Below are 26,911 nucleotides of genomic sequence, written 5' to 3' on the forward strand. Positions count from 1 at the left end.
CGGCCCCTGACGAGCGGGGGTACGTCGCACCTGCCCTGACACCGCGCCTCGCCGCGGCCCACCTTGCGATCCACGGCACCGGACCCCGCTCACTGATCCGGCCCGATCCAAGCGAAAGACCTCAGGCCGAAGCCGTCAGCTCCCGGCACTTCTTCACGTCCGCCCCGATCGCATCCAGCAACGCCTCGATCGAGTCGAACTTCTCCTGCCCCCGCACATACGCCAGGAAGTCCACCGCCACATGCAGGCCGTACAGATCCAGACCCACCCGGTCGATCGCGTAGGCCTCCACCGTCCGCTCGGTGCCGTCGAACTGCGGGTTCGTGCCCACCGAGATCGCCGCCGGCATCCTCTCGCCGTCCGCGGTCAGCCAGCCCGCGTACACCCCGTCCGCCGGGATGGCCGTGTGCGGCAGCGTCTCGACGTTCGCCGTCGGGTAGCCCAGTTCACGGCCGCGCTGCGCGCCCCGCACCACCACGCCCTCGACGCGGTGCGGGCGGCCGAGGATCTCCGCCGCGCCCTCGACGTCGCCGTCCGCGACGAGGCGGCGCGTCAGGGTGGAGGAGAACGGCTCGCCGCCCCCCGCCGCTCCGCTGACGAAGAGGTCGACGACCTCGACCTCGTAGTCGTAGGTGGCACCCAGCTCCGACAGGAACGCGACATTGCCCGCGGCCTTGTGCCCGAAGCGGAAGTTCGGTCCCTCGATGACCGCCCGCGCGTGCAACTTGTCGACCAGGACCTTCACAATGAAGTCCGCGGGCGACAGCTTCGAGAACTCGCTCGTGAACGGAAGGATCAGCACGGCGTCGACGCCGAGCTCCGCCATCAGCTCGGCACGCCGGTGATGCGGTGCGAGCAGGGGCGGATGGCTGCCGGGGCGGACGACCTCGCTGGGGTGCGGGTCGAAGGTCACCACGACCGACGGCACGGAGAGCTCGCGCGCACGCTCGACCGCGCGCCCGATGATCAGCTGGTGCCCTCGGTGCACCCCGTCGTAGGAGCCGATGGTGACGACGCTGCGTCCCCAGTCCTCGGGGATGTCCTCCAAGCCACGCCAGCGCTGCACTGTGACCGCTCCTCGCCCGAACCTGTGTACGTGATTGCCGGTTACGCAGGTCTAAGACTGCCATGCCCGCAGCTTCCGGTTCGCATCGGCACCGGGCTGCCGAGGGTCTCGACCGTCCGGCGCGCGCTCGGGCCGACCACCGCGGCCCACTCGTGCGGCGCGTCCGCCAGCCACCCGGCGACGAGGGCGGCGAAGCCGGGGACCTCGCGGGCGAGCTCGACCAGGCGGCGGTCGAAGCAGGTCGCGCCCTCGGGCGTACGGACGAGGAGCAGGCCGGTGTGGTGGACCAGGTCGCGGGTACGGGCCTCGGCCCGGGCCGCACAGCCGAGAGCGGCGGCCCGCAGGACGGCATCCAGGACGGCCGGTTCACGGGACTCGTGGTGCTCGTACTCCAGCAGCAGGCCGAGGAGCTCGGCCCGCAGCTGCCGCGACACCCGGGTGCCCGGGGCGGCCAGGACGGGGGCGAGCGCACTGCGCACCTGGACGGGCCGTCCGCGCAGGAGGCCGCTGACCAGCGGGTAGAGGGTGGCACGGGCTGCCGGTCCCTGTTCGAGGCAGCGGTCGACGTACGCCGCCGCGTGGGCCGCGCCCTCGGGCCGGTGGTCGATGTACTCCTCGACGAGCGCCGCGGCCCGGCGCGCAAGTGCGGGCGTGGTGACGTCGGCGAGGGCGCGCAGCACCTCCCCCGCCCCGTCCCCGGGCTGGCGCATCCGCGCCTGGAAGGCCGCGAGTACCGGCTCCGGGTGGGTGGTGAGCGCGGCGGCGAGCGCGTCCGCGGGCAGCCGCCGATCACCGGCTCCGAAGGCGGCCAGCGCCCGGCCGAGATGGCGGGAGCGGGTGTGCGGATCGCGGACGAGAAGGGCGAGCGCGGGGCCGTGCAGCGTGGTGTCGTCGGGCCGGCCGAGCAGGGCGATGGCGGCGTAGCGGAGCAGTTCGCGGTCGGTGCCGGTGGTGACCCGGGGGGCGGTGGCCGGTCCGTAGGTCGCCGCGGCGAATCGCCGCTCCGGCCTCGGGGCGTGGGCCCAGCGGTCGACGGCCCGGCACATCGCGGACGGCTCATCCTCGGCGAGCGCGGCGAGGAGCTCGTCGCCGCGAGGGTGGGCGGTGGCGACGAGCGCCTCGATGAGGTCGTCGACCGCCAGGCTGCGGTGGGCGTACAGCAGTGCCTGCGCGGCGGCGGCGACGGTGGCCCGCACTTCGGCGCCGGGGAGCGCGGGCAGCGGTGTCGCGTCGGTGAACCACCGGCACAGGAGGGGCTGTACGGCACTGGGGTCGGCGGTGAGCCGTGCGGCGACGGCGTCGAGATAGCGCGGGCCGAAACGGGCGCCGGGGGCACCGTCGGCGGGCAGGAGGCGGCGTAGCAGATGGAGGCGCTGCGTCTCGCTCACGCCCACCCGCTCCCAGAACCAGGGCCCGAACTCACCGAGCCCGCCGAGGTGCTGGGGCCCGCCACGGCTCACGGAACGGCCGGTGATCCGTTCGGCGAGCAGCCGCAGGACGGGCATGTACGCACCGGGGTCCGGGACTCTCAGCAGCGCCTCCCCGAGGAGGTGCGCGCCCCACCAGCGGGCGTCGTCGAGCCGCGCGTCGCTCTCCTCCGGCGCACCTCCCGATCGGGCGCTCTCCGCGCCCCCGCGGCCACCGGGCCACCGGCTCCCTTCGGCCGGCCACGCCTCGCCCGCACCCGGCACCCCACCGATCCGGGCGCTCGGCTCCCCGCCCGCGCCCTCGGACCGTCCAGCGCTCCCGCGCCGTGCCTCCTCCAGACCGTCCAGCGCCTCCACCAACTCCATGAGCCTGTACGACAGTTCCGCCGGTCCATACACCCGGTCCAGCCGGAGCAGGGCCTGGACCACCGGGCCGATCCGGTGGCGCGGAACCGGCAGCGAGCGTGTGTCCCACTCCCGGGACACCGGTGGGGGCGGCACCTGACCGCTTCCTTGGACGCTCGCCCCGGGCCTGGACCGCAGCCCCACCGGCGCCCGCACGTGCCAGCGGTGGACCAGGCAGTGGAGCGCGGCGTCGAGGTCGAGATGCGCGCCCTGGACCCAGTCCGCGACCTCTTCGTGCGCAAAGCGGTATCCCCCGCCCGCCGGGACGAGCAGCCCCTCGGTGAGGACGGCCGACGCCCAGCCCGTGCGCCACGGAAAGATCTCCTCGAAGGACTCCCGGTCCAGCTCCCCCTGTCCGGGCCCGAGGCAGCGCCGCGCCGCCTCATGGACCCGGCCCGCGACCCTCGCCGCCAGACGGCGCACCGCCGGACCCCGCAACTGCGGGCGGGAGGCCGCGGCGATGCGCACGGCGATCCGCAGGCACAGCAGATCGAGATGGGCGCTGTAGACGTCCTCGCGGCAGGGCCGCCCCGGCACGTCGGCGGGCAGGGCCTCCCGTACCTCGGCGAGCAGCCGCAGGGTGAGTGGATGCCGTTCGTCGGCGGCGGCGACGGCCCCGGCCACAAGCCCGTACCGCTCCCTGGCGCGCTCCGCCTCGGCGGCGGTCAGGGCACCGATCCGCAGCGCGGGCGGCAGCCGGTGCGCGGGTGCCGCGGGCCGGTGCAGTACGTCCTCCGGATAGAGCGCTCCGGCCAGCTCCCAGTGTTCGGGTCGGCAGGCGACGACCATTCGCGCCCCGCAGGCGCTCAGCCAGTCCACCGTCCCCGCTGTCCAGTCGGGCAGCCGGTGGGCCAGCAGCGGCGGCATCTCCTCGGGCCCGTCGAGCAGTACGAGCAGGGGCCTCGCTGCCTCGTGCGCGAGCCGTGCCACCTGCGCGGGGGTGACGAGGTCCAGGTCGTCGCTCCGGGCGCCCGACGCGGCGAGGATGCGTCCGGCCTGCCGCAGGGCGCGCGCGAGGGCGTCGGCGACCGAGGTGTCGTCGGCGTGCAGGTCGGCGCCGCGCAGCCATACGGTGGGTGCGGGTTCCGGGCCTTCGGCGCGGCGGGCGGCGAGCGCCGCGAGTTCGGTCGTGCGGCCCGTTCCCGGATCGCCGACCACGCCCATCACCAGGGCGGTGAAGGCGTCGAACTCCCTGACCGCGTCGGGGCGTTCGACGGGTTCGGACCAGGCGCTCGGGCCACCCAGCGACCCCGTCGACCCCACGGATGTCCCGGTGAGCTCCAGCACGGCGGCGAGGTTCAGGTCGTGTCCGTAGGCGGGGACGGTCGCGGCGTTGCGCCGCAGCAGCTCGGCGAGCGGCCCGTCCTGCGCCATGCCCGCCGCCCGCAGCGGCAGGGCGAACCCGGCCGCCCTGCGCCCGGACTGCAGCGCGGTGCCGAGCACGGCCAGGACCGCGCCGGTCTCCGCGTCGAGGACGGGTCCCCCGGCGGCCTCGCCTCCGAGGCGCAGCGCGTCGCTGCCGTCCGTACCGATCGCCAACTCCAGGGCGTCGCCGACCAGATGGAAGCGGTCGGTCGCGGTGTAGGTCACCTGGGCGGCGCCCAGCACCCTCGCCTCGCGCCAGCCGCCTGCCGGGAGCCGGACATATGTGCCCGTCCCGACCTGCTCCCGGGGGCTGACGGGCAGGGGCCGCATCCCGAGCCCCTCGCTGCGCACCAGCGCGAGACCGGCCTCCGGCAGCGGAGTGATGGCGTCCGCCTCCGCGAGGCAGGTACGGTCGCCGGGCGCGTGCAGCACCACCCCGACCAGCCCGTCGACCGCCTCGTGACTCGTCACCACCGTGCCCCGCTCATCGGCGACGAACCCGGTCCCGCGAGGCCGTCCCGCCAGATCGCAGATACGTACCAGCGTTGTCAGGTCCCCGCGTCCCATGCCGTCGACGGTAGGTCCGCGGTGATCACCAAGTGAAGGTCGTGTCCCGAACGCGCCCCCAAGTACACCCGTGGTTCACTCCGAGCGCCTGCCCGATGGGGTGAATACCGGGTCCGAGGCGGATAGACCCTTGGGCGAGGGGGATCGTGGAACGGGCAGTGGCCCTGCCCGTTCCACGATGGGGCCGCCGAAGCGGCCGGGTCGGGCGAAGAAGGTCCGGCGGACCAGGCCGGGCGGACAAGGTCAGGCGAAGACGGCGAGGCTCTTGGCCTTGCCTTTCTGCTCCTCCACCAGCGCCAGGAAGCGCCCGTCGGGCCCGAAGACCGCCACCGGAGCCGTGTCGTACGCCGGCATGTCGAGCCGCACACCGTTGGTGATCAGCGCGGCCCGCTTCTCGTCCACGTCCCAGCGGGGGAACGCGGCGGCGGCGGCCTCGGCGATCGGCATCACCGTCAGCGACTCCTGGAGTTGGCCGAGCGTCTTCGCCGCGTCCAGTCCGTACGGGCCGACCCGGGTGCGCCGAAGGGCCGTGAGATGTCCGCCGACACCGAGCCCTGCACCGAGGTCACGGGCGAGGGCGCGGATGTACGTACCGGACGAGCAGACCACGGAGACGACCAGGTCGGTCACGGGTGTGCCGTCCTCGGCGACCGCTTCCCGGACGTCGTAGACGCGGAAGGCGGAGACGGTCACGGGACGGGCGGGGATCTCGAACTCCTCGCCCCCCCGCACGCGCGCGTACGACCGCTTGCCGTCGATCTTGATGGCACTGACCTTCGACGGCACCTGCATGATCCTGCCGGTCAGCCCGGCCACGCCGGCGTCGATCGCGTCCCTGGTCACCCTGGAGGCGTCCGCGGAGGACGTGATCTCGCCCTCCGCGTCGTCCGTGACGGTGCTCTGCCCCAGCCTGATGGTGCCGAGGTACTCCTTCTCCGTCAGCGCCAGATGTCCGAGGAGCTTGGTGGCCCTCTCGACGCCCAGGACGAGCACACCGGTGGCCATCGGGTCCAGCGTCCCCGCATGCCCGACGCGGCGGGTCTTCGCGATCCCCCGCATCTTGGCGACGACGTCGTGCGAAGTGAAGCCGGACGGCTTGTCGACGATGACAAGGCCGTCCGGCGTGGTGTTCTGCGTCATTCGGAGGCTTCGTCCTCATCCTCCGGCTTGCGGTACGGATCCGCCTCGCCGGCGTACGCGGCGCCCGAGGACGCCTCGCGCACCTTGGCGTCGGAGGCCCGCGCCTTGTCGAGGAGGTCCTCGATCGTCTTGGCGTTCTCCGGAAGCGCGTCCGCGACGAACGTGAGGGTCGGCGTGAACTTCGTCCCCGCCGCCGCGCCGACCGCGGACCGCAGGACGCCCTTGGCGCTCTCCAGTCCGGCCGCGGCGCTCGCCCGGTCCTCGTCGTCGCCGTAGACCGTGTAGAAGACCGTGGCCTCCCGCAGGTCACCGGTGACGCGGGTGTCCGTGATGGTCACGTGCGTACCCAGGCGCGGGTCCTTGATGCCGCGCTGCAGCTTCTCGGCGACCACCTCCCGGATGAGGTCCGCCAGCTTCTTCGCCCGCGCGTTGTCGGCCACTGGTCCTTCTCCCTTTTCCTGCTGTGCCTTGCTCATTCAGTCTTCGTCGCCGTGGAGCCTGCGTCTAACCGACAGCAGCTCCACCTCGGGCCGGGCGGCGACGAGGCGCTCGCACCGGTCGAGTACATCTGCGAGGTGCCCGGTGTCCCCGGACACCGCGGCCAGGCCGATCGCGGCCCGGCGGTGGAGATCCTGATCGCCCACCTCTGCCGCGCTCACCGCGTATTTGCGCTGGAGCTCGGCCACGATCGGGCGGATCACGGAGCGTTTCTCCTTCAGCGACCGTACGTCGCCGAGGAGCAGATCGAAGGACAGTGTCCCCACATACATGTATGTCCGGATGTCCCGCCGGTTCGGGGTCGTGGCCCCGCCGCTGAGGTGGCGGGAACACAAGAACCGTACACGCAACGGCCGGGGCCGATCGACGGAAATACCTCCGCCGACCGGCCCCGGACCGAGCTGTGGATCAGCCTCGCGGCTTCTCGCGCATCTCGTACGTCGCGATGACGTCGTCGATCTTGATGTCGTTGAAGTTTCCGAGGTTGATACCGCCCTCGAAGCCTTCGCGGATCTCTGTGACGTCGTCCTTGAAACGGCGCAGACCCTCGATGTTGAGGTTCTCCGCGATGACCTTGCCGTCGCGGATGAGCCTGGCCTTGGTGTTCCGCTTGACCTCGCCGGAACGGACGAGAACACCCGCGATGTTGCCCAGCTTGGACGAGCGGAAGACCTCGCGGATCTCCGCCGTACCGAGCTCGACCTCTTCGTACTCCGGCTTGAGCATGCCCTTGAGGGCCGCCTCGATCTCTTCGATGGCCTGGTAGATCACCGAGTAGTACCGGACGTCGACGCCCTCGCGGTCCGCCATCTGCGCGGCACGGCCGGCCGCGCGGACGTTGAAGCCGATGACGATGGCGTCGGAGCCCATCGCCAGGTCGATGTCCGACTCGGTGACCGCACCCACACCACGGTGGAGGACGCGGATGTCGACCTCTTCACCGACGTCGAGCTGGAGCAGCGAGGACTCGAGAGCCTCCACCGAACCGGACGCGTCGCCCTTGATGATGAGGTTGAGCTGCTGCACCTCGCCGGCCTTGAGCACCTTGTCCAGGTCCTCGAGGGAGACGCGGCGCACCCGCTTGGCGAACGCGGCGTTGCGCTCACGGGCGGCACGCTTCTCGGCGATCTGACGGGCCGTACGGTCCTCGTCGACCACCAGGAAGTTGTCGCCGGCGCCCGGGACGTTGGTGAGACCGAGGACGAGGACGGGGGTCGAGGGACCCGCTTCCTCGACGTTCTCGCCCTTGTCGTCGAGCATGGCGCGCACACGGCCGTAGGCGTCGCCCGCGACCATCGTGTCGCCGACCCGCAGGGTGCCTCGCTGGACCAGGACGGTCGCGACGGCGCCGCGGCCACGGTCCAGGTGGGCCTCGATCGCAATACCCTGCGCGTCCTGCTCCGGGTTGGCCCGCAGGTCGAGCGAGGCGTCCGCGGTCAGGACCACGGCCTCCAGCAGGGAGTCGATGTTCAGACCCTGCTTCGCGGAGATGTCGACGAACATCGTGTCGCCGCCGTACTCCTCGGCCACCAGACCGAACTCGGTCAGCTGACCGCGCACCTTCGTCGGGTCCGCGCCCTCGACGTCGATCTTGTTGACCGCGACCACGATCGGCACGTCGGCCGCCTTGGCGTGGTTCAGCGCCTCGATCGTCTGGGGCATCACACCGTCGTTGGCCGCGACCACGAGGATCGCGATGTCGGTGGACTTGGCACCACGGGCACGCATGGCGGTGAACGCCTCGTGACCGGGGGTGTCGATGAAGGTGATACGGCGGTCCTCGCCGTTGACCTCGGTGGCGACCTGGTACGCACCGATGTGCTGCGTGATGCCGCCCGCCTCGCCCGCGACGACATTCGTCTTGCGGATGGCGTCGAGCAGTCGGGTCTTACCGTGGTCGACGTGACCCATGACGGTCACGACCGGCGGACGGGACACGAGGTATTCCTCGCCGCCCTCGTCCTCGCCGAACTCGATGTCGAAGGACTCGAGAAGCTCGCGGTCCTCCTCCTCCGGGCTGACGATCTGGACCGTGTAGTTCATCTCCGACGCCAGCATTTCCAGCGTGTCGTCCGAGACGGACTGGGTCGCGGTGACCATTTCGCCGAGGTTCATCATGACCGCGACGAGCGACGCCGGGTTGGCGTTGATCTTCTCCGCGAAGTCGGTGAGCGAAGCACCGCGCGACAGGCGAACGGTCTCGCCGTTGCCGCGAGGCAGCATCACACCGCCGACCGACGGGGCCTGCATGGCCTCGTACTCCTGGCGCCTCTGCCGCTTCGACTTGCGGCCTCGACGCGCCGGGCCGCCGGGACGGCCGAAGGCGCCCTGCGTGCCACCACGGCCGCCGGGACCACCCGGACGTCCGCCGAAGCCGGGACGGCCGCCGCCGCCACCGAAGCCGCCACCGCCACCGGGGCCACCGCCACCGGGACGACCGGCGAAACCGCCGCCACCACCACCGGGACGACCGCCACCGCCACCGCCACCGGGACGACCGGCGAAACCGCCGCCACCGCCGCCGGGACGACCTGCACCGGCACCGCCGGGACGACCGGCGCCGCCACCACCGGGACCACGGCCACCGCCGCCGGGACCGCCACCAGGACGGGGACCGGCAGCAGGACGCTGCGGCATCATGCCCGGGTTCGGGCGGTTACCTGCGGGGCCGCCGCCGGGACGCGGAGCCTGCGGACGCGGCATGCCGCCCGGGGTCGGACGGGCGCCGCCCTGACCCTGCGGACGGGGAGCGCCGCCGGGACCGCCCTGCGGACGGGGAGCGCCGGGAGCGCCGCCACCGGAACGCGGGGCGCCACCCGGACGGGGCGCCTGCGGGCGCGCCATACCGGTGGAGCCACCCGAGGTGAAGGGGTTGTTGCCCGGACGGGGACCGGCCGGACGGTTGCCGCCGGGGCGCGGGGCGCCCTGACCGGCGGGACGTGCGGGACGCTCGCCGCCACGGCCACCGTCGCGGCCGCCGTCACGCTGACCGCCGGCCGGAGCCGGACGGGCGGGACGCGGACCGGGGGTGGCACCCGCGGGACGCGGGGCCTGCGGTGCGGCGGGCTGTGCCGGGGCCGGAGCCGAGAACTCGGCGGCGGGCACCGGAGCCGGAGCGGGCTTGGCCGGTGCGGGCTTGGGCCCAGGACGCGGACCCGAGGATGCCGGGGCCGCGGAGGGGGTGCTGCTGACCGGAGCCTCGGCAACGGCCGGCTTGGGGGCCGGGGCGCCGGGCTTGGGGGCAGCGGGACGGGCCGACGGCGCCGGAGAGGGCGCGGCAGGCTTGGCAGGCGCGGCCTTGCGGGGCGCGCCGGGCTTCGCAGCGGACTTGCCGGCGCCGCCGCCGGGTCCCTGCAAAGCATCAGTCAACTTGCGTACAACCGGCGCCTCGATCGTCGAGGACGCCGAACGGACGAATTCACCGAGTTCTTGGAGCTTGGCCATGACGACCTTGCTCTCTACGCCGAACTCCTTGGCGAGTTCGTATACCCGGACCTTAGCCACTTCGCTCCTTTTAGGTCCGGGTTACCGCCGGACCGTCGCTACTTCATGGGCGTACTCATCGCGTACTCATCGAGTGCTCATCGCAATCTCGACCTACTTCCAACTCGCGAGGTACCTGACCGCACGGTGCTCCGTGCCGTACTTCTTCTTACAGTGCTGCCTGCTCGACATACCGGCGTACATCCGCGGTATCGAGCGGTCCCTGGACCCTGAAGGCCCGGGGAAACGCCCGGCGGCGGACCGCCAGATCAAAACAGACCAAGGCGGGGTGCACATAAGCACCCCGGCCGGGCAGCGTACCGCGGTCATCGGGGACACATGCGTCCTCGATCACCACGATGCGCAGCAGATCGCTCTTGGCCACTCGCTCCCGGCATCCCACACAGGTTCGCTCAGGGCATACGCGGGCCTGCGTCCGGCCAGACACGTTCAGTCTACCTCCCCGCACCGACCTCACCCCTTTGGGGCAAAATCCGAACGGATGTTGTCTTGATGAGGGTGATGTCCCGGACGCCCCCCGCAGCTCTCGCAACGGGAATGCGCCCCTGGCGCATTCCTCAGTCCTCGTCGGGGCCCTGCTCGGAGGTCTGCTCCGTGTCGGGGCGGATGTCGATGCGCCAGCCGGTGAGGCGCGCGGCCAGGCGGGCGTTCTGCCCCTCCTTGCCGATCGCCAGCGACAGCTGGTAGTCGGGGACGGTCACCCGCGCGGAACGGGCGCCGAGGTCGACGACCTCGACCTTGCTGACCCGGGCGGGCGAGAGTGCGTTGGCCACCATCTCGGCCGGGTCGTCCGACCAGTCCACGATGTCGATCTTCTCGCCGTGCAGCTCCGCCATCACGTTGCGCACCCGGCCGCCCATCGGCCCGATGCAGGCGCCCTTGGCGTTGAGGCCCGAGCGGGTGGAGCGCACGGCGATCTTGGTGCGGTGGCCCGCCTCACGGGCGATGGCGGCGATCTCGACGCTGCCGTCCGCGATCTCCGGGACCTCCAGCGCGAAGAGCTTCTTCACCAGATTGGGATGTGTGCGCGAAAGGGTGACGGACGGGCCGCGCACACCCTTGGCCACCCGAACGACGTACGTGCGCAGGCGCAGACCGTGGGTGTACTCCTCGCCCGGCACCTGCTCCTGCACCGGAAGGATGGCCTCCAGCTTGTCGTCCAGCTTGACCAGGACGTTCTTGGGGTCCTTGCCCTGCTGCACCATGCCGGCGACGACATCGCCCTCACGGCGGGCGTACTCACCGAAGGTGACGTCGTTCTCGGCGTCCCGCAGACGCTGCTGGATGACCTGGCGCGCGGTGGTGGCGGCGATCCGGCCGAAGTCCGAGGGGGTGTCGTCGAACTCCTTGGGCTCCTGGCCCTCCTCGAGGTCGGACGCATCCTCCTTGGCCCACACCGTCACATGGCCGGTGTCCCGGCTCAGCACGACGCGAGCGTGCCGGCGGCTGCCCTCGGTGCGGTGGTACGCGATGAGGAGGGCCGACTCGATCGCCTCGACCAGCAGGTCGAAGGGGATCTCCTTCTCTTGTGCCAAGCCCTTCAGGAGCTTTACGTCGATGTCCACGGCTACGCCTCCTCTTCCTTCTTGTCCTTGCGGTTGAACTCAAGCTCCACGCGGGCCTTGGCGATCTGATCGAAGGGGACGCGGCGGGCGGTGGGCTTGCGCCCCTTCACGCCCGGCACCTCGAGGTCGAGCCCCTCGTCGTCGACGGCGAGGATGCGGGCCACCAGCTCCTCACCCTCCTGGAGCTGCAGCTTCACCAGCCGGCCGGTCGCGCGTACGTAGTGGCGGTGCTCGGTCAGCGGGCGGTCGGCGCCGGGCGAGCTCACTTCGAGGACGTACTCGCCCTCACCCATGGCGTCGCTCTCGTCGAGCTTCTCGGAGATGGTGCGGCTCAGCTCGGCACAGGCGTCCAGAGTGGCGCCCTCGTCGGAGTCCACGATGATCCTCAGCATGCGGCGCTTGCCCGCCCGGGACACCTCGATCTCTTCCAGATCCAGGTCGGCGGCGCTGACGAGCGGTTCCAGCAGCCCGCGCAGCCTCTCGCTCTGGGTCGTGCTCATCCGGGTGACTCCTCGGCCGCGTGTGCTGTTGTGGGATCGTCGCGTGTCAGATCAAAGGGTATCCGGTCCCGAGGGGTGTTGCCGTCCACCTGCGCCGGACCCGCAGGTACGCTCGCCTGCGGCGATGATCACCGCGATGTCGTGAGGAGATGGGCGTGGGGCGCACGGGTACAACACGCAGGCGTGCGCTCATGTTGACGGGGGCCGCCGCGGCCACTGTGTTGACGGGCTGTTCGAACGAGGAGCCGGAGCGTCGGCGCACCTCCGGCCCGGCCGCCGATCCGGCGCGCGCCGAGGCGGCCCGGCGGCGCAGGTTCGCCGCGACGAGCGGTGCGCTGCGGGACCAGTACGACGCCGTCCTGGCACGGCATCCGTCGCTGGCAGGGCAGTTGACCGCTCTGCGGGCCGCGGTCGCCGAGCACGTGACGGCACTCGGCGGGGCCGCGACTGCTCCGCCGACGTGGCCGGTTCCGGCCGATGCCCGAGCCGCGGTGAAGGCCCTGGCGGACGCCGAACGCCGTACGTCCGACGCGCACATGGCAGCGCTCACCGACGCGGAGCCCGAGCTCGCGCGGCTGCTCGCCTCGATCGCGGCGGCCGGGGCCGCGCATGCGTACCTGCTGACGAAGGGCGGCCCGCGATGAGTACGTCGGACGCGATGGACGCCGTACAGGCCGCGCTGGCGGCGGAGCACGCGGCGGTGTACGGGTACGGGGTCGTCGGCGGCCGGATCGGCGACGACCGCGAGGCCGAGGCCACGGCCGCCTACGCGTCCCACCGGGCCCGGCGGGACGCGCTCCGGCGTACGGTCCGTGACCTGGGCGGAAAGCCCGTGGCCGCGGCGCCGGCGTACGCCCTGCCCTTTCCGGTGCCCGACCAGGCCGCGGCCGTCCGGCTTGCCACGGCGCTGGAGGACCGGGTCGCGGGTGTCTACTCCGATGTCGTACGGGCCGCCGAGGGGCCGCTGCGGCGGGAGGCCGCGAGCGCGCTGCGCGAGGCGGCCGTCCGTGCGGTGAGGTGGCGCGGCAACGGCGTAGCCTTTCCTGGGCTCACGGAGCGAACGGAAGGCCCGGCGCGCTGAAGGGGAAAGGGATCAACGGACGTATGGCTTTCGAACCGCCGCAGCGGCTCGTCCGGGCACTGGGCGAGCGCGACGACTGGCTCGGGCAGTTGCCCAAGACCGTCCAGGAGGCGGCGGACCGCTGGGAGCTGGACGTCGAGCGGGTGAGCGCGCCCGGCGGCCGGAGCAGTCTCGTCCTTCTCGTACGGCGGCCGGACGGCACGGCGGCGGCGCTGAAAGTCGCCCCTCCCACCGCGTCCCCGGCTCTGGAACAGGCCGCGCTGGAGCAGTGGGACGGCTGGGGCGCGGTGCGTCTGCTGGCCGCCGCCGACGGGGCGCTGCTGCTGGAGCGGCTGCACCCGGAGATGTCGCTGCGGTCGCTGCCGGAGGCGAAAGCCCTGCTGGAGGCGGCGGGGACGGTGCGGCGGCTGTGGGTCGAGCCGCCCGCGGACCACGCCTTCGAGACGGTCGTCGAGCGGACGGCACGCCAGGCCGAGGTCATGCGGGCCGTGTGTGACCCTGCGTCGGCCGCGCTGGTGTCGGCGGCGCTGGACGCGCGCGACGAGCTCACAGCCCTGCCACCCGAACTCCTGCTGCTGCACGGCAACTTCCGCCAGGGCAAGGTTCTCGCGGGCGACCGCACGCCGTGGCTCGTCGTCGGCCCCGAACCCGTGGTGGGAGAGCGGGCCTACGACCTGGCCCGCCTGGCCCGTGACCGCGTCGAGGATCTGATCGCCTCGTCGGCGGGCGCGTCCGCGGCCCGTCGACGGGTGACCCGACTGGCCGACTCGCTGGAGGTCGACGGCGACCGCCTGCGGTCCTGGACGCTGTTCCGGGCCGTGGAGTCGGGGACGAGGGCGGTGGCGGGCGGTCGGCGCCAGGAGGGCGAACTGGCGCTGGAGTTCGCGGGCTGGCTGTAGTCCGGGGCTCCTCACCGGAGCCCCGGACCGCACCGCCTCGATCGCCGGCGGGGCCGGTCAGCCGCGCAGCCGCGCGACCGCCTCCGCGACCGGAAGCTCCTCGCGCTCGCCCGTCCGGCGGTCCTTCAGTTCCACGACGCCCTCGCCGGCGCGGCGGCCCGCCACCAGGATGTGCGGGACGCCGATGAGCTCCGCGTCGGTGAACTTCACGCCGGGCGATACACCCGGGCGCTCGTCCACCAGCACCCGCAGGCCCGCCGCCGCCAGCTGGTCCGCGACATCGAGCGCCAGTTCCGTCTGGAGCGCCTTGCCCGCCGCCACCACGTGGACGTCCGCCGGGGCGATCTCGCGGGGCCAGCACAGGCCCTTGTCGTCGGCCGTCTGCTCGGCGAGCGCGGCCACCGCGCGGGAGACACCGATGCCGTACGAGCCCATGGTGACCCGGACGGGCTTGCCGTTCTGGCCGAGTACGTCGAGCTGGAAGGCGTCGGCGTACTTGCGGCCGAGCTGGAAGATGTGGCCGATCTCGATCGCGCGGTCGAGCTTCAGTCCGGCGCCGCACGTGGGGCAGGGGTCGCCGTCCTCGACGACGACCACGTCGAGGTACTCGTCCACCACGAAGTCCCGGCCCGCGACGACATTGCGGGCGTGGGTGTCGGGCTTGTTGGCGCCGGTGACCCACGCGGTGCCGGGGGCGACCCGGGGGTCGGCGATGCAGCGGACCTTCTCCAGGCCCTGCGGGCCGACGTAGCCGCGTACGAGGTCGGGCCTGCCCGTGAAGTCCTCGGCGGTGACGAGCTCGACCTCGGCGGGGGCCAGGTGGTCCGCGAGCTTGCCGAGGTCCACCTCGCGGTCGCCGGGCACCGCGACCGCGACGATCTCGCCGTCGACCTTGACCAGGAGGTTCTTGAGCGTGGCCGACGCCGGGACACCCAGGTGCTGGGCGAGCGTCTCGATCGTCGGGGTGTCGGGGGTGTCCAGCTCCTCGACGGGACCGTGCGCGCCCGCGTCCGCCGGCTCGGCCACGAAGGTCACCGCCTCGGTGTTGGCGGCGTAGTCGCAGGAGGGGCAGTGGACGAAGGTGTCCTCACCCGCCGCGGCGGGGGCCAGGAACTCCTCGGACGCCGAGCCGCCCATCGCGCCGGAGACCGCCGACACGATCCGGTGGTCGAGGCCGAGGCGGCGGAAGATCTTGATGTACGCCTCACGGTGCAGGGCGTACGACTCGGCCAGGCCTTCGTCGGTCGTGTCGAAGGAGTACGAGTCCTTCATCTGGAACTCACGGCCGCGCAGGATGCCCGAGCGGGGACGCGCCTCGTCGCGGTACTTCGTCTGGATCTGGTAGAGGATCACCGGCAGGTCCTTGTAGGACGTGCACTGGTCCTTGACCAGCTGGGTGAAGATCTCCTCGTGCGTCGGGCCGAGGAGGTAGTCGGCGCCCTTGCGGTCCTTGAGGCGGAACAGCTCGGCGCCGTACTCCTCCCAGCGGCCGGTGGCCTCGTACGGCTCCTTGGGCAGCAGCGCGGGGAGCAGCACTTCCTGGCCGCCGATCGCGTCCATCTCCTCGCGCACCACGCGCGTCACGTTCTCCAGGACCTTCTTGCCCAGCGGCAGCCAGGACCAGATTCCGGCGGCGTTGCGCCTGACGTAGCCGGCGCGCATCAGCAGCTTGTGGCTGAGCGTCTCGGCGTCCGCGGGGTCGTCGCGCAGTGTCTTGACCATCAGACGGGACATGCGCTGGACCTGGGCCATGGTGAACTCCTGCTCGGAACGTGTGATGAGCAGGAGGTTAGCCGGGGCGCACCGGCAGGCGGAAATCAGTTCCCGCGCAGCAGCGGCAGCGGGGCCCCCATCACGGCGTACGGACTCGGCGCGCTCGGGAAGATCACCTGGCGGGCGAGATCCTGGTAGCCGAGCGAGCGGTAGAGGCCACGGGCCGGGCTCTCGGTGTCGATCGCCGAGAGAATGGACCGGGGCTGATCGACTCCGTCGGTGATCGAGGTGATCAGTGCGCGGCCGATGCCCTGACCCTGGTAACCGGGGTGGACATGGAGTTCGGTGATCACGAAGGAGTCGTCGAGCCAGCCCTCGGTGCCGTTCTGGCGCAGATACGGCTCCACCACGGTGGACCACCAGTGGACGCGGTTGTTGGGCATGCCGTACACGAACCCGACGAGGCGTCCCGACTCCGTCAGTGCGCCCAGCGCGCACGCGGCGGGCTGGAGAAGGTGCCGGTAGACGATATGGCGGCGCACCTCGATCTCGTCGTCGGAGAGTCCGAAGGCGAGGGCCTGCACGGCAAGCGCTTCATCGATCCGCGCCGCGAGATTGACCGGACCGACCACGACGCTGGGAGTATGCGGTCCGCCGCCTGAAAGTGCTGCCATGGGCGAACCTTACTGGGGACCGTCCACGGTCAGAACAGCACGCTCATGAAGGCTCCGACCTCCTGGAAGCCGACTCTGCGGTAGGCCGCCCTGGCCGCGGTGTTGTAGTCGTTGACGTACAGGCTGACGACCGGGGCGACATCGGCGATCGCGTAGCGCAGGACGGCGGCCATGCCGGTCTCGGAGAGTCCCCGGCCGCGGAACTCCGGTGCGACCCAGACGCCTTGGATCTGGCAGGCCTCGGACGTGGCCGCGCCGATCTCCGCCTTGAAGAGGACCTGCCCGTCGTCGATGCGGGCGAACGACCGTCCCGCGCCGACGAGTTCGGCGACCCGGGCCTGGTAGAGCAGTCCGCCGTCGCCTGCCATCGGCGAGATGCCGACCTCCTCGGTGAACATCGCCACGCACGCGGGCATGATCACGCCCATCTCGTCCTTGCGGATCCGCCGGACATACGGGTCGGGCTCGATGTCCTCGGGGACCCGCTCGGTGACCATGAGCGGCTGCTGCGCGCGTACGTCCCTGGCCGGGCCCCAGTGCGGTTCGAGCAGCCGCCACAGCTGGGAGGTGGAATCGGCCGGGCCGACGATGGATGAGCAGCGGCGGCCGGTCCTGCGCGCACGGTCGGCGAAGGCGCGAACGGCCTCGGGGGTGGCGCAGATGGGCACGAGATTGGCGCCGGAGTAGCAGAGCGAGCGGAGGCGCCCGTCCGCGTACCAGCCCCACATCTCGCCGCCGAGGCGCCAGGGGTCGAGCCCCGCGACCTGGACTCGGGACGTGACAAAGGCGTTCGTCACGGGCTCGCTCTCGAGGATGGCGAGCGCTGCGCCGAGGTCACTGGGTTCGAGGACCCGGGTGGTGGTCTGCGTCAACACGAGGGAGCCTCACCATACGGTCTGCTGATCTCCGAACTGTACCTGGCGGGTATGCGGGGTGCCGAGCTCAGCGCAGAGCCCCGCTGCACGCCGGGAGCGTGTGCGGGGCTCGTGTACTGCTGTCAGCCGGCCTCGCCGACCGCGACGACGTCGGGAGAGCCCGAGGGCACGCCGTCCTTCTCCATCTGCTCGGCGATCTTCAGGGCCTCTTCGATGAGGGTCTCGACGATCTTCGACTCGGGCACCGTCTTGATGACCTCGCCCTTGACGAAGATCTGCCCCTTGCCGTTGCCGGAGGCGACACCGAGGTCCGCCTCACGGGCCTCCCCGGGACCGTTGACGACACAGCCCATGACGGCGACACGCAGCGGCACCTCCATCCCCTCAAGTCCCGCGCTGACCTGGTCGGCAAGCTTGTACACATCCACCTGAGCCCGCCCACAGGAAGGACAGGACACGATTTCCAGCCGCCGCTGCTTGAGATTCAACGACTCCAGGATCTGGATACCGACCTTGACCTCCTCGGCGGGCGGCGCGGACAGCGAGACGCGGATCGTGTCGCCGATGCCCTCACTGAGCAGCGCGCCGAACGCGACCGCGGACTTGATCGTGCCCTGGAACGCCGGCCCCGCCTCCGTGACACCGAGATGAAGGGGGTAGTCGCACTGGGCTGCAAGCTGACGGTAGGCATTGACCATCACGACCGGGTCGTTGTGCTTGACCGAGATCTTGATGTCACGGAAGCCGTGCTCCTCGAACAGGGACGCCTCCCACAACGCCGACTCGACCAGCGCCTCCGGGGTGGCCCTGCCGTACTTCTTCAGCAGCCGCGCATCGAGCGAACCCGCGTTCACCCCGATACGGATCGGGGTGCCCGCATCGCCCGCCGCCCTGGCGATCTCCTTCACCTTGTCGTCGAACTGCTTGATGTTCCCCGGGTTCACCCGCACCGCGGCACAGCCCGCGTCGATCGCCGCGAAGACATACTTCGGCTGGAAGTGGATATCGGCGATCACCGGGATCTGCGACTTGCGCGCGATGACCGCCAGCGCGTCGGCATCATCCTGCGTCGGGCACGCGACCCGCACGATCTGGCACCCCGACGCCGTCAGCTCGGCAATCTGCTGAAGCGTCGCACCGACATCCGACGTCCGCGTCGTCGTCATCGACTGCACGGACACGGGCGCGTCCCCACCGACGGCCACCGAACCGACCTGGATCTTGCGGCTGACCCTCCGGTCGGCGAGCTTCGTCGGAACGGACGGCATTCCGAGAGAAATTGCGGTCATCTGCTGTGCAACCCCAAGGTGTGGATCGAGGTCCCGAGATCGGCGGGCTCCAGCCACCGAGATTACGGCACCGGCGTTCGACCGAGCACATCGCTCCATGAAGTCCACCCAAAGGTGAACGGCCGGACACAAAGGGTGTCCGGCCGTTGCCAACATGGTCGAGTCAGCTGATTTTGACCGGGTTGACGATGTCGGCGACCAGTACGAGCAGGGTGAAGCAGATGAAGATCCCCGCCACGACGTACGCGACCGGCATCAGCTTGGCGACGTCGAAGGGACCGGGGTCGGGGCGCTTGAACAGCCGGGCGAGGTTCCGGCGTACGGACTCCCACAGCGCGCCCGCGATGTGTCCGCCGTCCAGCGGCAGCAGCGGCAGCATGTTGAACAGGAACAGCGAGAGGTTGAAGCCCGCCAGCAGCATCATGAACATCGCGATGAGGTTCTGCGCCGGCGCGTCGAGGGTCATCACCTCGCCGCTGATGCGCGCGGCGCCGACAACGCCGACCGGGGAGTCGTCCTTGCGCTCGCCGTCGCTGAAGGCCGCGTTCCACAGGTCGGGAACCTTGGACGGCAGCGCGACGATCGACTCCACGCCGTTCTCGATCATGTCGCCCATGCGGTCGACCGAGTCGGTGAAGGAGAGCGGGAGGATCTCGGTCCGGGCGGCGAAGCCGAGATAGCCGGCCGGGACGTACTGACCGGCGACGACCTCGCCGTCCGCGTTCTTCTTGGCCACCATGTTCTTGGCGAGCGTGGCGTTGAGGACCTGCTGGGTGCCGTCCCGCTCCACGGTGATGGTGGCCGGTCCGATCGTGTCGCGGATGTGGTTCGACAGCGTGGTCCAGTCGGCGACGGGCTGCCCGTTGAACGCGATGATCTTGTCGCCTCTCTGCAGGCCGGCGGCCTGTGCGGGCGAGACCTTGTCACCCGGCTTGCAGATGTCGCGGTTCTCCGCTTGCGAGATGACGCACTTCTGGACCCCGGCCACCTCGGTGGTCTGGGTCGAGAAGCCGAAGGTCATCGCCACTCCGAGGAAGATCGCGACGGCGAGGACCAGGTTCATGAACGGTCCCGCGAACATCACGATCACGCGCTTCCACGGCTTGCGCGTGTAGAAGAGACGGTCCTCGTCGCCCGGCTTCAGCTCCTCGAAGGCGGCCGAGCGCGCGTCCTCGATCATCCCGCGCCAGGGCGACGTGGAGCGTGCCTCCAGCCTGCCGTCCTCGCCGGGCGGGAACATCCCGATCATGCGGATGTAGCCGCCCATGGGGATGGCCTTGATGCCGTACTCGGTGTCGCCCTTCTGCCGGGACCAGATGGTCGGTCCGAAGCCGACCATGTACTGGGGCACCCGGATGCCGAAGAGCTTGGCCGTCGAGAGGTGGCCCAGCTCGTGCCAGGCGATGGAGATCAGCAGCCCTACGGCGAAGAGGAGTATGCCGAGGACCGTCAACAGAATCGTCATGCGCGAGCCTTTGCTGTCGCCTTCACTGCCAGTTCCCGGGCCCTGGCCCGGGACCAGGTCTCCGCTTCCAGGACGTCCGCCACCGTGAGCAGGGTTCCCTGGGCGGGCACCCCGTGCTCGGCGACGACTTCGGTGACCGTATCCATGATTTGGTTGAACGGCAGCCGACCGGCGAGAAATGCCTCCACGCACTCCTCGTTCGCGGCATTGAACACCGCCGGAGCCGTACCGCCCAGTTCCCCCACATGCCGGGCGAGTCCGACCGAGGGGAAGGCTTCGGTGTCGAGCGGGAAGAACTCCCAGCTCGACGCCGTGGACCAGTCGAAGGCGGGGGCGGCGCCGGGCACCCGCCGCGGCCATCCGATGCCCAGCGCGATCGGCCCGCGCATGTCGGGCGGGGTGGCCTGGGCGATGGTCGAGCCGTCGGTGAACTCCACCATGGAGTGGACATACGACTGAGGGTGCACGACGACCTCGATGCGGTCGAAGGGGATGTCGTAGAGAAGATGTGCCTCGATGACCTCCAGACCCTTGTTGACCAGCGTCGCGGAGTTGATGGTGATCACCGGGCCCATCGCCCAGGTGGGGTGCGCGAGCGCGGCCTCGGGGGTGACGTCCGCGAGCTCCGCCCTCGTACGCCCGCGGAAGGGGCCGCCGGACGCGGTGACGACGAGCTTGCGCACCTCGGCCCTGGTGCCGGCCGCGAGCGCCTGGAAGAGCGCCGCGTGCTCGGAGTCGACCGGGATGATCTGGCCCGGCTCGGCGAGCGCCCTGACCAGCGGACCGCCGACGATGAGCGACTCCTTGTTGGCCAGCGCGAGCGTGCGTCCGGCTTCGAGGGCGGCAAGGGTCGGCGCGAGGCCGATGGAGCCGGTGATGCCGTTGAGCACGGTGTGACAGGAGGAGGCGGCGAGCTGGGTGGCGGCGTCGGGCCCGGCCAGGATCTCGGGCAGGGGCTCGGAGCCGTACTGCCCCGCCAGCGCCTCGCGCAGGGCGGGCACGGCGTCCTCGCGGGCCACGGCGACGGTGTCGACGCGAAGCCGACGCGCTTGCTCGGCCAGGAGTCCCACCCGCCCGCCTGCGGCGGAGAGCGCGGAGACACGGAAGCGGTCGGGGTTGCGCAGGACCAGATCGATGGCCTGGGTGCCGATGGACCCGGTCGAGCCGAGGACGACGATGTCCCGGCGGCCTTCGGTCGCGTCGAAGACCAGGTGCGGGTCGGCGAGGGGGGATGGGCTGTCGCTCATGCCCCCATTGTGGCCGCATCCGCTGTCCGACCGGACAGTGCGTCCCTATCCACCGGACTTCGGCCCGGACTTCAGCCCGGCCCGGAACTTCTCCCACTGGGCCTTCATGACCTCCTGCGGCACTCCCCCGATGTCCTCGGTGCCGAGGATCTCGGCCCGGAAGGAGAGCGTGACCGAGCCCGAACGGACGACGGTGAGGTACTCGTACAGCTTCAGCTTTCCCTTCACGTCGAGGATCGTGAAGCGGTACGCCCCGGCCTCGTCCGCCTGCCCGGCGAAGGCCGGCGCCTCCGCGGGCTCCACCGTGAGGTATTTCGCCTTCGCAAGGGCCCGCTCCTCGGTGAACCCGCCCGCGCACCGCGTACCGGCGGCGGCGAGTTCCTTCATGACGGCGGCGGCCTGCCCGTTCGCGTACGACCGCAGCTGTACGGCGACGCTCGGCCCGGCCGTCTCGCCCACCACGTCCGCCTCACGGTTGACCTCGGCGGCGGGATCGTGGCCGGTGGCGCCCTTGGCGAGGCTGACGAGGGGCTGGCAGACGGCGGGATCGGCGGTGTAGTCCTCCCCGAGCGGCGCGCCGAGGGTGAACTCGGACGTGGTGTACGCGCCGACACGCTCCCCCTCGGTAAAGGAGACCGCCGTGAGCTGCGCCTCGGACATCGCCTCGGGTGCCGCGGCGGACGGCTTGGCGTCGGCCTTGTCCCTCTTTCCCCCGTCCTTCCCCCCGTCGCCACCGCCTCCGCAGGCGCCGACACCGCCGAGGGCCGCCGCCACGAGGACGGCGGCCGCCCGTCGCCGGCCGCTGTGGTTCCCCGCCCCGAACATCCCTGCCCCGTTCCGCCGTCGACCGTGATCAGAGGTCGATTGTGGGGCAGGGGCGCCGGAGGGGTCGGGTTTTCAGCGGATCGGACGGTGAAGGTTCGTACGCTCCGACGGTCCCGGGGTCGCGTCCGCGATCCAGGGTCCCTCGCCGCTCGGGTCGACGATGCCCTCCTCCAGCCAGGTGTAGGTGCCGGACAGGACACCGTCCACGACCTTGCGGTCCAGGTCGTCGGTGTTGGACCACAGACGGGTGAACAGTTCCTCGACCCGGATGCGGGACTGGCGGCAGAAGGCGTCGGCCAGTTGGTGCGCCTCGCGGCCGTGTTTCCTGGTGGTCCGCATCAGTTCCGCGCGTACGCAGGCCGCGCTCATCGCGAACAGCTCGGCACCGATGTCGACGATCCGGCCCAGGAACGCCTGTTTGGTCTCCATCCGGCCCTGCCAGCGGGACATCGCGTAGAAGGTCGAGCGCGCCAGTTTGCGCGAGGAGCGCTCGACATAGCGCAGATGGGTCGCCAGGTCACCGAACTCGCTGTACGAGCGCGGGAGCTGGCCCGGTCCCGTGACCAGCTTCGGCAGCCAGCGGGCGTAGAAGGAACCGGCGCGTGCGCCCGCCTTCGCCTTGTCGGACAGCGGCTTGTCGGGGTCGATGATGTCTCCCGCCACGGCCAGGTGCGCGTCGACCGCCTCGCGCGCGATCAGCAGATGCATGATCTCGGTCGAGCCCTCGAAGATGCGGTTGATGCGCAGATCGCGCAGCATCTGTTCGGCCGGGACGGCCCGTTCGCCCCGCGCCGCCAGCGAGTCCGCGGTCTCGAAGCCCCGGCCGCCGCGGATCTGGATCAGTTCGTCTGCCATGAGCCAGGCCATCTCGGAGCCGTACAGCTTGGCCAGGGCAGCCTCGATGCGGATGTCGTTGCGGTCCTCGTCGGCCATCTGCGAGGAGAGGTCGAGCACCGCTTCCAGGGCGAAGGTGGTGGCCGCGATGAAGGAGATCTTGGTGCCCACCGCCTCGTGCCTGGCGACCGGCTTGCCCCACTGCTCGCGCGCTGCCGACCACTCGCGGGCGATCTTCAGACACCACTTGCCGGCTCCCGCGCACATGGCGGGCAGCGAGAGGCGTCCGGTGTTGAGGGTGGTGAGGGCGATCTTGAGTCCGGAGCCCTCGGGGCCGATGCGGTTCGCGGCGGGAACGCGGACGGCGTGGAAGCGGGTGACGCCGTTCTCCAGACCGCGCAAGCCCATGAACGCGTTGCGGTTCTCGACGGTGATGCCCTCGGCGTCCGCCTCCACGACGAAGGCGGTGATGCCGCCCTTGTGTCCCTCGGACTTCGGGACGCGGGCCATGACCACGAGCAGATCGGCGACGACGCCGTTGGTCGTCCAGAGCTTCACCCCGTCGAGTACGTACGCGTCTGCGTCGGGGACGGCCGTGGTGGCCAGACGTGCCGGGTCCGATCCGACATCGGGCTCGGTGAGCAGGAAGGCGGAGATGTCGGTACGCGCCAGCCGCGGCAGGAAGGCGTCCTTCTGCTCCTGCGTGCCGAAGATCTTGAGCGGCTGCGGTACGCCGATCGACTGATGGGCGGAGAGCAGCGCGCCCAGCGCCGGATTCGCCGAGCCGACCAGGGCCAGCGCCCTGTTGTAGTACACCTGGGTGAGGCCGAGGCCGCCGTACTTCGTATCGATCTTCATACCGAGCGCGCCGAGCTCCTTGAGCCCGTTGATCACGTCGTCGGGGATCTTCGCCTCGCGCTCGATGAGCGCACCGTCGATCTTCGTCTCGCAGAAGGCCCGCAGTTTCGCGAGAAAGGCCTCGCCCCGCCGGGTGTCCTCGTCGGCGGGCATGGGGTGCGGGTGGATCAGGTCGAGCCGGAAGCGGCCAAGGAACAGTTCCTTGGCAAAGCTGGGTTTGCGCCAGTCCTGTTCACGTGCGGCTTCGGCGACCTGGCGTGCTTCGCGTTCAGTGACTTTCGGGGACTGTGTCCGGGTCTTGTCGGGTGGTGCGGACATGAGGCTCACCTCGCCGCGAGTCGGGGGCATCCGGGAATGCCGGCCGGGGCGCAGGGTCGCCCTTACCGACCGGTGCTACTCGTCCGTAGTACCCGATTCCCGACCCATCCACCAGTGGCCGTACAGCAGTGGAGGTACAGCAACGGCCGAAGCCCCCGCACAGTGGGCTCCGGCCGCCGGTCTGTGGCGCGTACGGGTTACAGCGCGAGGCCCGTGAGGACCAGCACCCGCTCGTACGTGTAGTCGTCCATCGCGTAGCGCACACCCTCGCGGCCCACTCCGGACTGCTTGGCGCCGCCGTACGGCATCTGGTCCGCGCGGTACGAGGGGACGTCACCGATGATCACGCCGCCGACCTCGAGGGCGCGGTGGGCACGGAAGGCGGTCTGCACGTCGTGCGTGAACACACCTGCCTGGAGGCCGTACTTGGAGTCGTTGACCGCGGCGAAGGCCTCGGCCTCGCCGTCGACCTTCCGCACGGTCAGCACGGGTCCGAAGACCTCCTCGCAGGCGACGGTGGTCTCCGCGGGGACGTCGGCGAGCACGGTCGGCGCGTAGGAGGCGCCTTCGCGCTTGCCGCCGGCGAGCAGCTTCGCGCCCGCCTGGACCGCCTCGTCGACCCAGGACTCGACGCGCCTTGCGGCGTCCTCGTTGACCAGCGGGCCGACGTCGGTGGCGCTGTCGGACGGGTCGCCGGTGACCTGGGCCTCGACGGCCGCGACGATCTTCGGCAGGAGCCGGTCGTAGACGGTGGCGTCCGCGATCACCCGCTGCACGGAGATGCAGGACTGGCCGCCCTGGTAGTTCGAGAAGGTGGCGATACGGGTCGCGGCCCAGTCCAGGTCCTTCTCGGAGGCGAAGTCGCCGAGGACGACGGCCGCGCCGTTGCCGCCCAGCTCCAGGGTGCAGTGCTTGCGCGGCACCGAGTCCATGATCGCGTAGCCGACCTTGTCGGAACCGGTGAAGGAGATGACCGGAAGGCGCTCGTCCTGGACGAGTGCGGGCATCTGGTCGTTCGGGACCGGGAGCACGGACCAGGAACCAGCGGGCAGCTCGGTCTCGGCGAGCAGCTCACCGAGGATCAGGCCGGAGAGCGGGGTGGCCGGGGCGGGCTTGAGGATGATCGGCGCACCGACCGCGATCGCCGGGGCGATCTTGTGGGCGCAGAGGTTCAGCGGGAAGTTGAACGGCGCGATACCGAGGACGGCGCCCTTGGGGAAGCGGCGGGTGAGCGCGAGACGGCCCTGGCCGCCGGCGTCGGTGTCCAGGCGCTGAGCCTCGCCACCGTTGAAGCGGCGGGCCTCCTCGGCGGCGAACCGGAAGACGGAGACGGCACGGCCGACCTCGCCACGGGCCCACTTGATCGGCTTGCCGTTCTCGGCGGAGATCAGCTGGGCGATCTCCTCGGTGCGCTCGACGAGCCGGCGCGACACATGGTCGAGGGCGGCGGCGCGTACATGGGCCGGGGTCGCTGCGAACTCGTCCCGCACGGCGTGCGCGGCGGCGACGGCCTCCTCGACCTGGGCCTCGGTCGGGACCGAGACCTGGCCGACAAGGCGTCCGTCCCAGGGGGAGGTGACGTCGAAGGCGGTCTCGCCGGTGGCCTGGCGGCCGGCGAGCCAGAAGGCGTGGGTGGAGGTCATGTCCCGGCCCTTCCGAGATAGGTGGGGTGTCTCTGCCCCACGGTAGGGGCGGGAGGCCGGTCCGGCGTTTGTCCGGGGTGGAGTGGTGGGGGCGTGGCCTGCGACGGTTTGGCGTGCGAGGCGCCCTCTGTGTTTCGGCTCAGCGGCGGCGCTCCGTCGAGACGATCAGGAAGACTCCGGCCACCACCACGACGCCGCCCAGCGCGATCGGCCAGGTCAGATCCTCGTTCAGGATCAGCGCGCCCAGCAGGACCGCGACGACCGGGTTCACATAGGCGTAGGTCGCCACGAGCGACAACGGCGCGGAGTGCAGCAGCCAGGCGTACGCCGTGAAGGCGACCAGCGAGCCGAAGACGACGAGGTAGCCGAGCGCCGCCCAGGAACGGGCCGAGACCTGGTCGAGCGCGAAGCCGTGCTGCTCACCCCGGCCGAGGCCCACGATCGCACAGCCGATGCCGCCCGCGATCATCTCGTAGGCGCTGGCCGCGAACGGGTTGGCCGGCATCGGGATGCGCGACGAGGAGAAGGAACCCACCGACCACATCACGGTCGCGGCGATCACGGTGAGGACGCCCCACAGGCGGACGTCACCGCTGAGGCCGGGCAGGGTGAGGACGGCGAGGCCGCCGAGGCCGAGCAGGACGCCGCCGTAGGCGCCGAGGCCGGGCCGTTCGCCGAAGGCCCTGCGCAGGACGACCACCCAGGCGGGCACGACGGCGATGAGAAGGGCGGCGAGCCCGGAGGGGACCGCGGTTTCGGCGAGGACGACGAGGCCGTTGCCGCCGAGCAGGAGCAGCACGCCGATCAGGGCGGCCGAGGCGAGCTGGGTGCGGGTGACCCTGAGCGCGGAGGCTCCCTGCCGCCAGGCCACCAGTGCCGCGAGGATCAGGCCGGCCACCACGAAGCGGGCGCCTGCGGAGAGGAAGGGCGGCATGGTCTCGACGACGATGCGGATGCCGAGGTACGTCGAGCCCCAGACGACGTACACGATGGCGAGGGCCGCCCAGACGGCGCCGGATATCCGGCGGCCGGGCGGGGACTTCGCGGGGGCGCCGACGACGGACGTGCCGGTCTCAGGTGTGCTGGAGTTCGTGACCACGAGGCAGGACTGTAAGCACTTCCCCCCTCAACAGCCAACAATTTTGCCCGACTT

At 71.2% G+C, this 26,911-nt stretch carries 22 protein-coding genes; 3 read left to right on the forward strand and 19 right to left on the reverse strand.

Annotated elements, in window-relative coordinates; translation table 11 throughout:
* Positions 1 to 121: 121 nt before the first annotated feature.
* From OG293_RS08540 to rimP, 9 genes are all read right to left on the reverse strand, one after another.
* A complete protein-coding gene (locus tag OG293_RS08540) occupies positions 122 to 1,066 on the reverse strand; it encodes a bifunctional riboflavin kinase/FAD synthetase (RefSeq protein WP_405998165.1) in 945 nt (314 codons plus the stop codon).
* A gap of 41 nt (positions 1,067 to 1,107) precedes the next feature.
* Positions 1,108 to 4,830, reverse strand: a complete 3,723-nt coding sequence (locus OG293_RS08545; protein WP_405998166.1) for a serine protease — start codon at positions 4,828 to 4,830, stop codon at positions 1,108 to 1,110.
* 243 nt (positions 4,831 to 5,073) lie between these two features.
* Complete coding sequence (gene truB, locus OG293_RS08550) at positions 5,074 to 5,970, reverse strand: tRNA pseudouridine(55) synthase TruB (RefSeq protein ID WP_405998167.1); 897 nt, start codon at positions 5,968 to 5,970, stop codon at positions 5,074 to 5,076.
* On the reverse strand, positions 5,967 to 6,410 hold the full coding sequence (gene rbfA / locus OG293_RS08555; RefSeq protein ID WP_405998168.1) for a 30S ribosome-binding factor RbfA: 444 nt from the start codon (positions 6,408 to 6,410) through the stop codon (positions 5,967 to 5,969). The genes truB and rbfA overlap by 4 nt, the downstream gene beginning before the upstream one ends.
* Positions 6,411 to 6,446: 36 nt before the next feature.
* Entirely contained in the window at positions 6,447 to 6,740 is a 294-nt protein-coding gene (locus OG293_RS08560; protein WP_405998169.1) for a DUF503 domain-containing protein, read from the reverse strand.
* A gap of 136 nt (positions 6,741 to 6,876) precedes the next feature.
* On the reverse strand, positions 6,877 to 9,972 hold the full coding sequence (gene infB, locus OG293_RS08565) for a translation initiation factor IF-2 (RefSeq protein WP_405998170.1): 3,096 nt from the start codon (positions 9,970 to 9,972) through the stop codon (positions 6,877 to 6,879).
* 148 nt (positions 9,973 to 10,120) lie between these two features.
* Positions 10,121 to 10,399, reverse strand: a complete 279-nt coding sequence (locus OG293_RS08570; protein WP_405998171.1) for a YlxR family protein — start codon at positions 10,397 to 10,399, stop codon at positions 10,121 to 10,123.
* A gap of 130 nt (positions 10,400 to 10,529) precedes the next feature.
* The gene (gene nusA, locus OG293_RS08575; protein WP_405998172.1) at positions 10,530 to 11,537 is read right to left on the reverse strand and encodes a transcription termination factor NusA; all 1,008 of its coding nucleotides are present in this window, start codon (positions 11,535 to 11,537) and stop codon (positions 10,530 to 10,532) included.
* A 2-nt stretch (positions 11,538 to 11,539) separates the two neighbouring features.
* Positions 11,540 to 12,037 (reverse strand): ribosome maturation factor RimP, encoded by a 498-nt coding sequence (rimP, locus tag OG293_RS08580; RefSeq protein WP_405998173.1) that lies wholly within the window; start codon positions 12,035 to 12,037, stop codon positions 11,540 to 11,542.
* Positions 12,038 to 12,228: 191 nt separating this feature from the next.
* Between rimP and OG293_RS08585 the strand changes: the two genes are divergently transcribed.
* From OG293_RS08585 to OG293_RS08595, 3 genes are read left to right on the forward strand one after another with little or no spacing between them, the layout of a single operon-like run.
* Complete coding sequence (locus OG293_RS08585) at positions 12,229 to 12,681, forward strand: hypothetical protein (protein WP_405998174.1); 453 nt, start codon at positions 12,229 to 12,231, stop codon at positions 12,679 to 12,681.
* Positions 12,678 to 13,118, forward strand: a complete 441-nt coding sequence (locus OG293_RS08590; RefSeq protein ID WP_405998175.1) for a ferritin-like domain-containing protein — start codon at positions 12,678 to 12,680, stop codon at positions 13,116 to 13,118. Before OG293_RS08585 ends, OG293_RS08590 begins: the two co-directional genes overlap by 4 nt.
* 23 nt (positions 13,119 to 13,141) lie before the next feature.
* A complete protein-coding gene (locus tag OG293_RS08595) occupies positions 13,142 to 14,017 on the forward strand; it encodes an aminoglycoside phosphotransferase family protein (RefSeq protein WP_405998176.1) in 876 nt (291 codons plus the stop codon).
* A 57-nt stretch (positions 14,018 to 14,074) separates the two neighbouring features.
* On the opposite strand, the gene OG293_RS08600 is transcribed toward OG293_RS08595, so the two are convergent.
* The 10 genes from OG293_RS08600 to OG293_RS08645 form a co-directional block, all read right to left on the reverse strand.
* The gene (locus OG293_RS08600; RefSeq protein ID WP_405998177.1) at positions 14,075 to 15,769 is read right to left on the reverse strand and encodes a proline--tRNA ligase; all 1,695 of its coding nucleotides are present in this window, start codon (positions 15,767 to 15,769) and stop codon (positions 14,075 to 14,077) included.
* 65 nt (positions 15,770 to 15,834) lie between these two features.
* On the reverse strand, positions 15,835 to 16,404 hold the full coding sequence (locus OG293_RS08605) for a GNAT family N-acetyltransferase (protein WP_405998178.1): 570 nt from the start codon (positions 16,402 to 16,404) through the stop codon (positions 15,835 to 15,837).
* 29 nt (positions 16,405 to 16,433) lie between these two features.
* The gene (locus OG293_RS08610) at positions 16,434 to 17,276 is read right to left on the reverse strand and encodes a GNAT family N-acetyltransferase (protein ID WP_406003540.1); all 843 of its coding nucleotides are present in this window, start codon (positions 17,274 to 17,276) and stop codon (positions 16,434 to 16,436) included.
* Positions 17,277 to 17,401: 125 nt separating this feature from the next.
* On the reverse strand, positions 17,402 to 18,568 hold the full coding sequence (ispG, locus tag OG293_RS08615) for a flavodoxin-dependent (E)-4-hydroxy-3-methylbut-2-enyl-diphosphate synthase (RefSeq protein ID WP_405998179.1): 1,167 nt from the start codon (positions 18,566 to 18,568) through the stop codon (positions 17,402 to 17,404).
* Positions 18,569 to 18,731: 163 nt separating this feature from the next.
* Entirely contained in the window at positions 18,732 to 20,033 is a 1,302-nt protein-coding gene (locus OG293_RS08620) for a M50 family metallopeptidase (RefSeq protein WP_405998180.1), read from the reverse strand.
* Complete coding sequence (gene dxr, locus OG293_RS08625; RefSeq protein WP_405998181.1) at positions 20,030 to 21,280, reverse strand: 1-deoxy-D-xylulose-5-phosphate reductoisomerase; 1,251 nt, start codon at positions 21,278 to 21,280, stop codon at positions 20,030 to 20,032. Before dxr ends, OG293_RS08620 begins: the two co-directional genes overlap by 4 nt.
* A gap of 45 nt (positions 21,281 to 21,325) precedes the next feature.
* Positions 21,326 to 22,105: a hypothetical protein gene (locus tag OG293_RS08630; RefSeq protein ID WP_405998182.1), complete on the reverse strand. Its 780-nt coding sequence runs from the start codon at positions 22,103 to 22,105 to the stop codon at positions 21,326 to 21,328.
* 72 nt (positions 22,106 to 22,177) lie between these two features.
* Complete coding sequence (locus tag OG293_RS08635; RefSeq protein WP_405998183.1) at positions 22,178 to 24,115, reverse strand: acyl-CoA dehydrogenase family protein; 1,938 nt, start codon at positions 24,113 to 24,115, stop codon at positions 22,178 to 22,180.
* 197 nt (positions 24,116 to 24,312) lie between these two features.
* Entirely contained in the window at positions 24,313 to 25,758 is a 1,446-nt protein-coding gene (locus OG293_RS08640; RefSeq protein WP_405998184.1) for an aldehyde dehydrogenase family protein, read from the reverse strand.
* Between the two features lie 139 nt (positions 25,759 to 25,897).
* Positions 25,898 to 26,857, reverse strand: coding sequence for an EamA family transporter (locus OG293_RS08645; protein ID WP_405998185.1), 960 nt, complete (start codon positions 26,855 to 26,857; stop codon positions 25,898 to 25,900).
* Between the last annotated feature and the right edge of the window lie 54 nt (positions 26,858 to 26,911).

The sequence above is a fragment of the Streptomyces sp. NBC_00829 genome (assembly GCF_045161795.1).
Classification (GTDB): Bacteria; Actinomycetota; Actinomycetes; order Streptomycetales; family Streptomycetaceae; genus Streptomyces.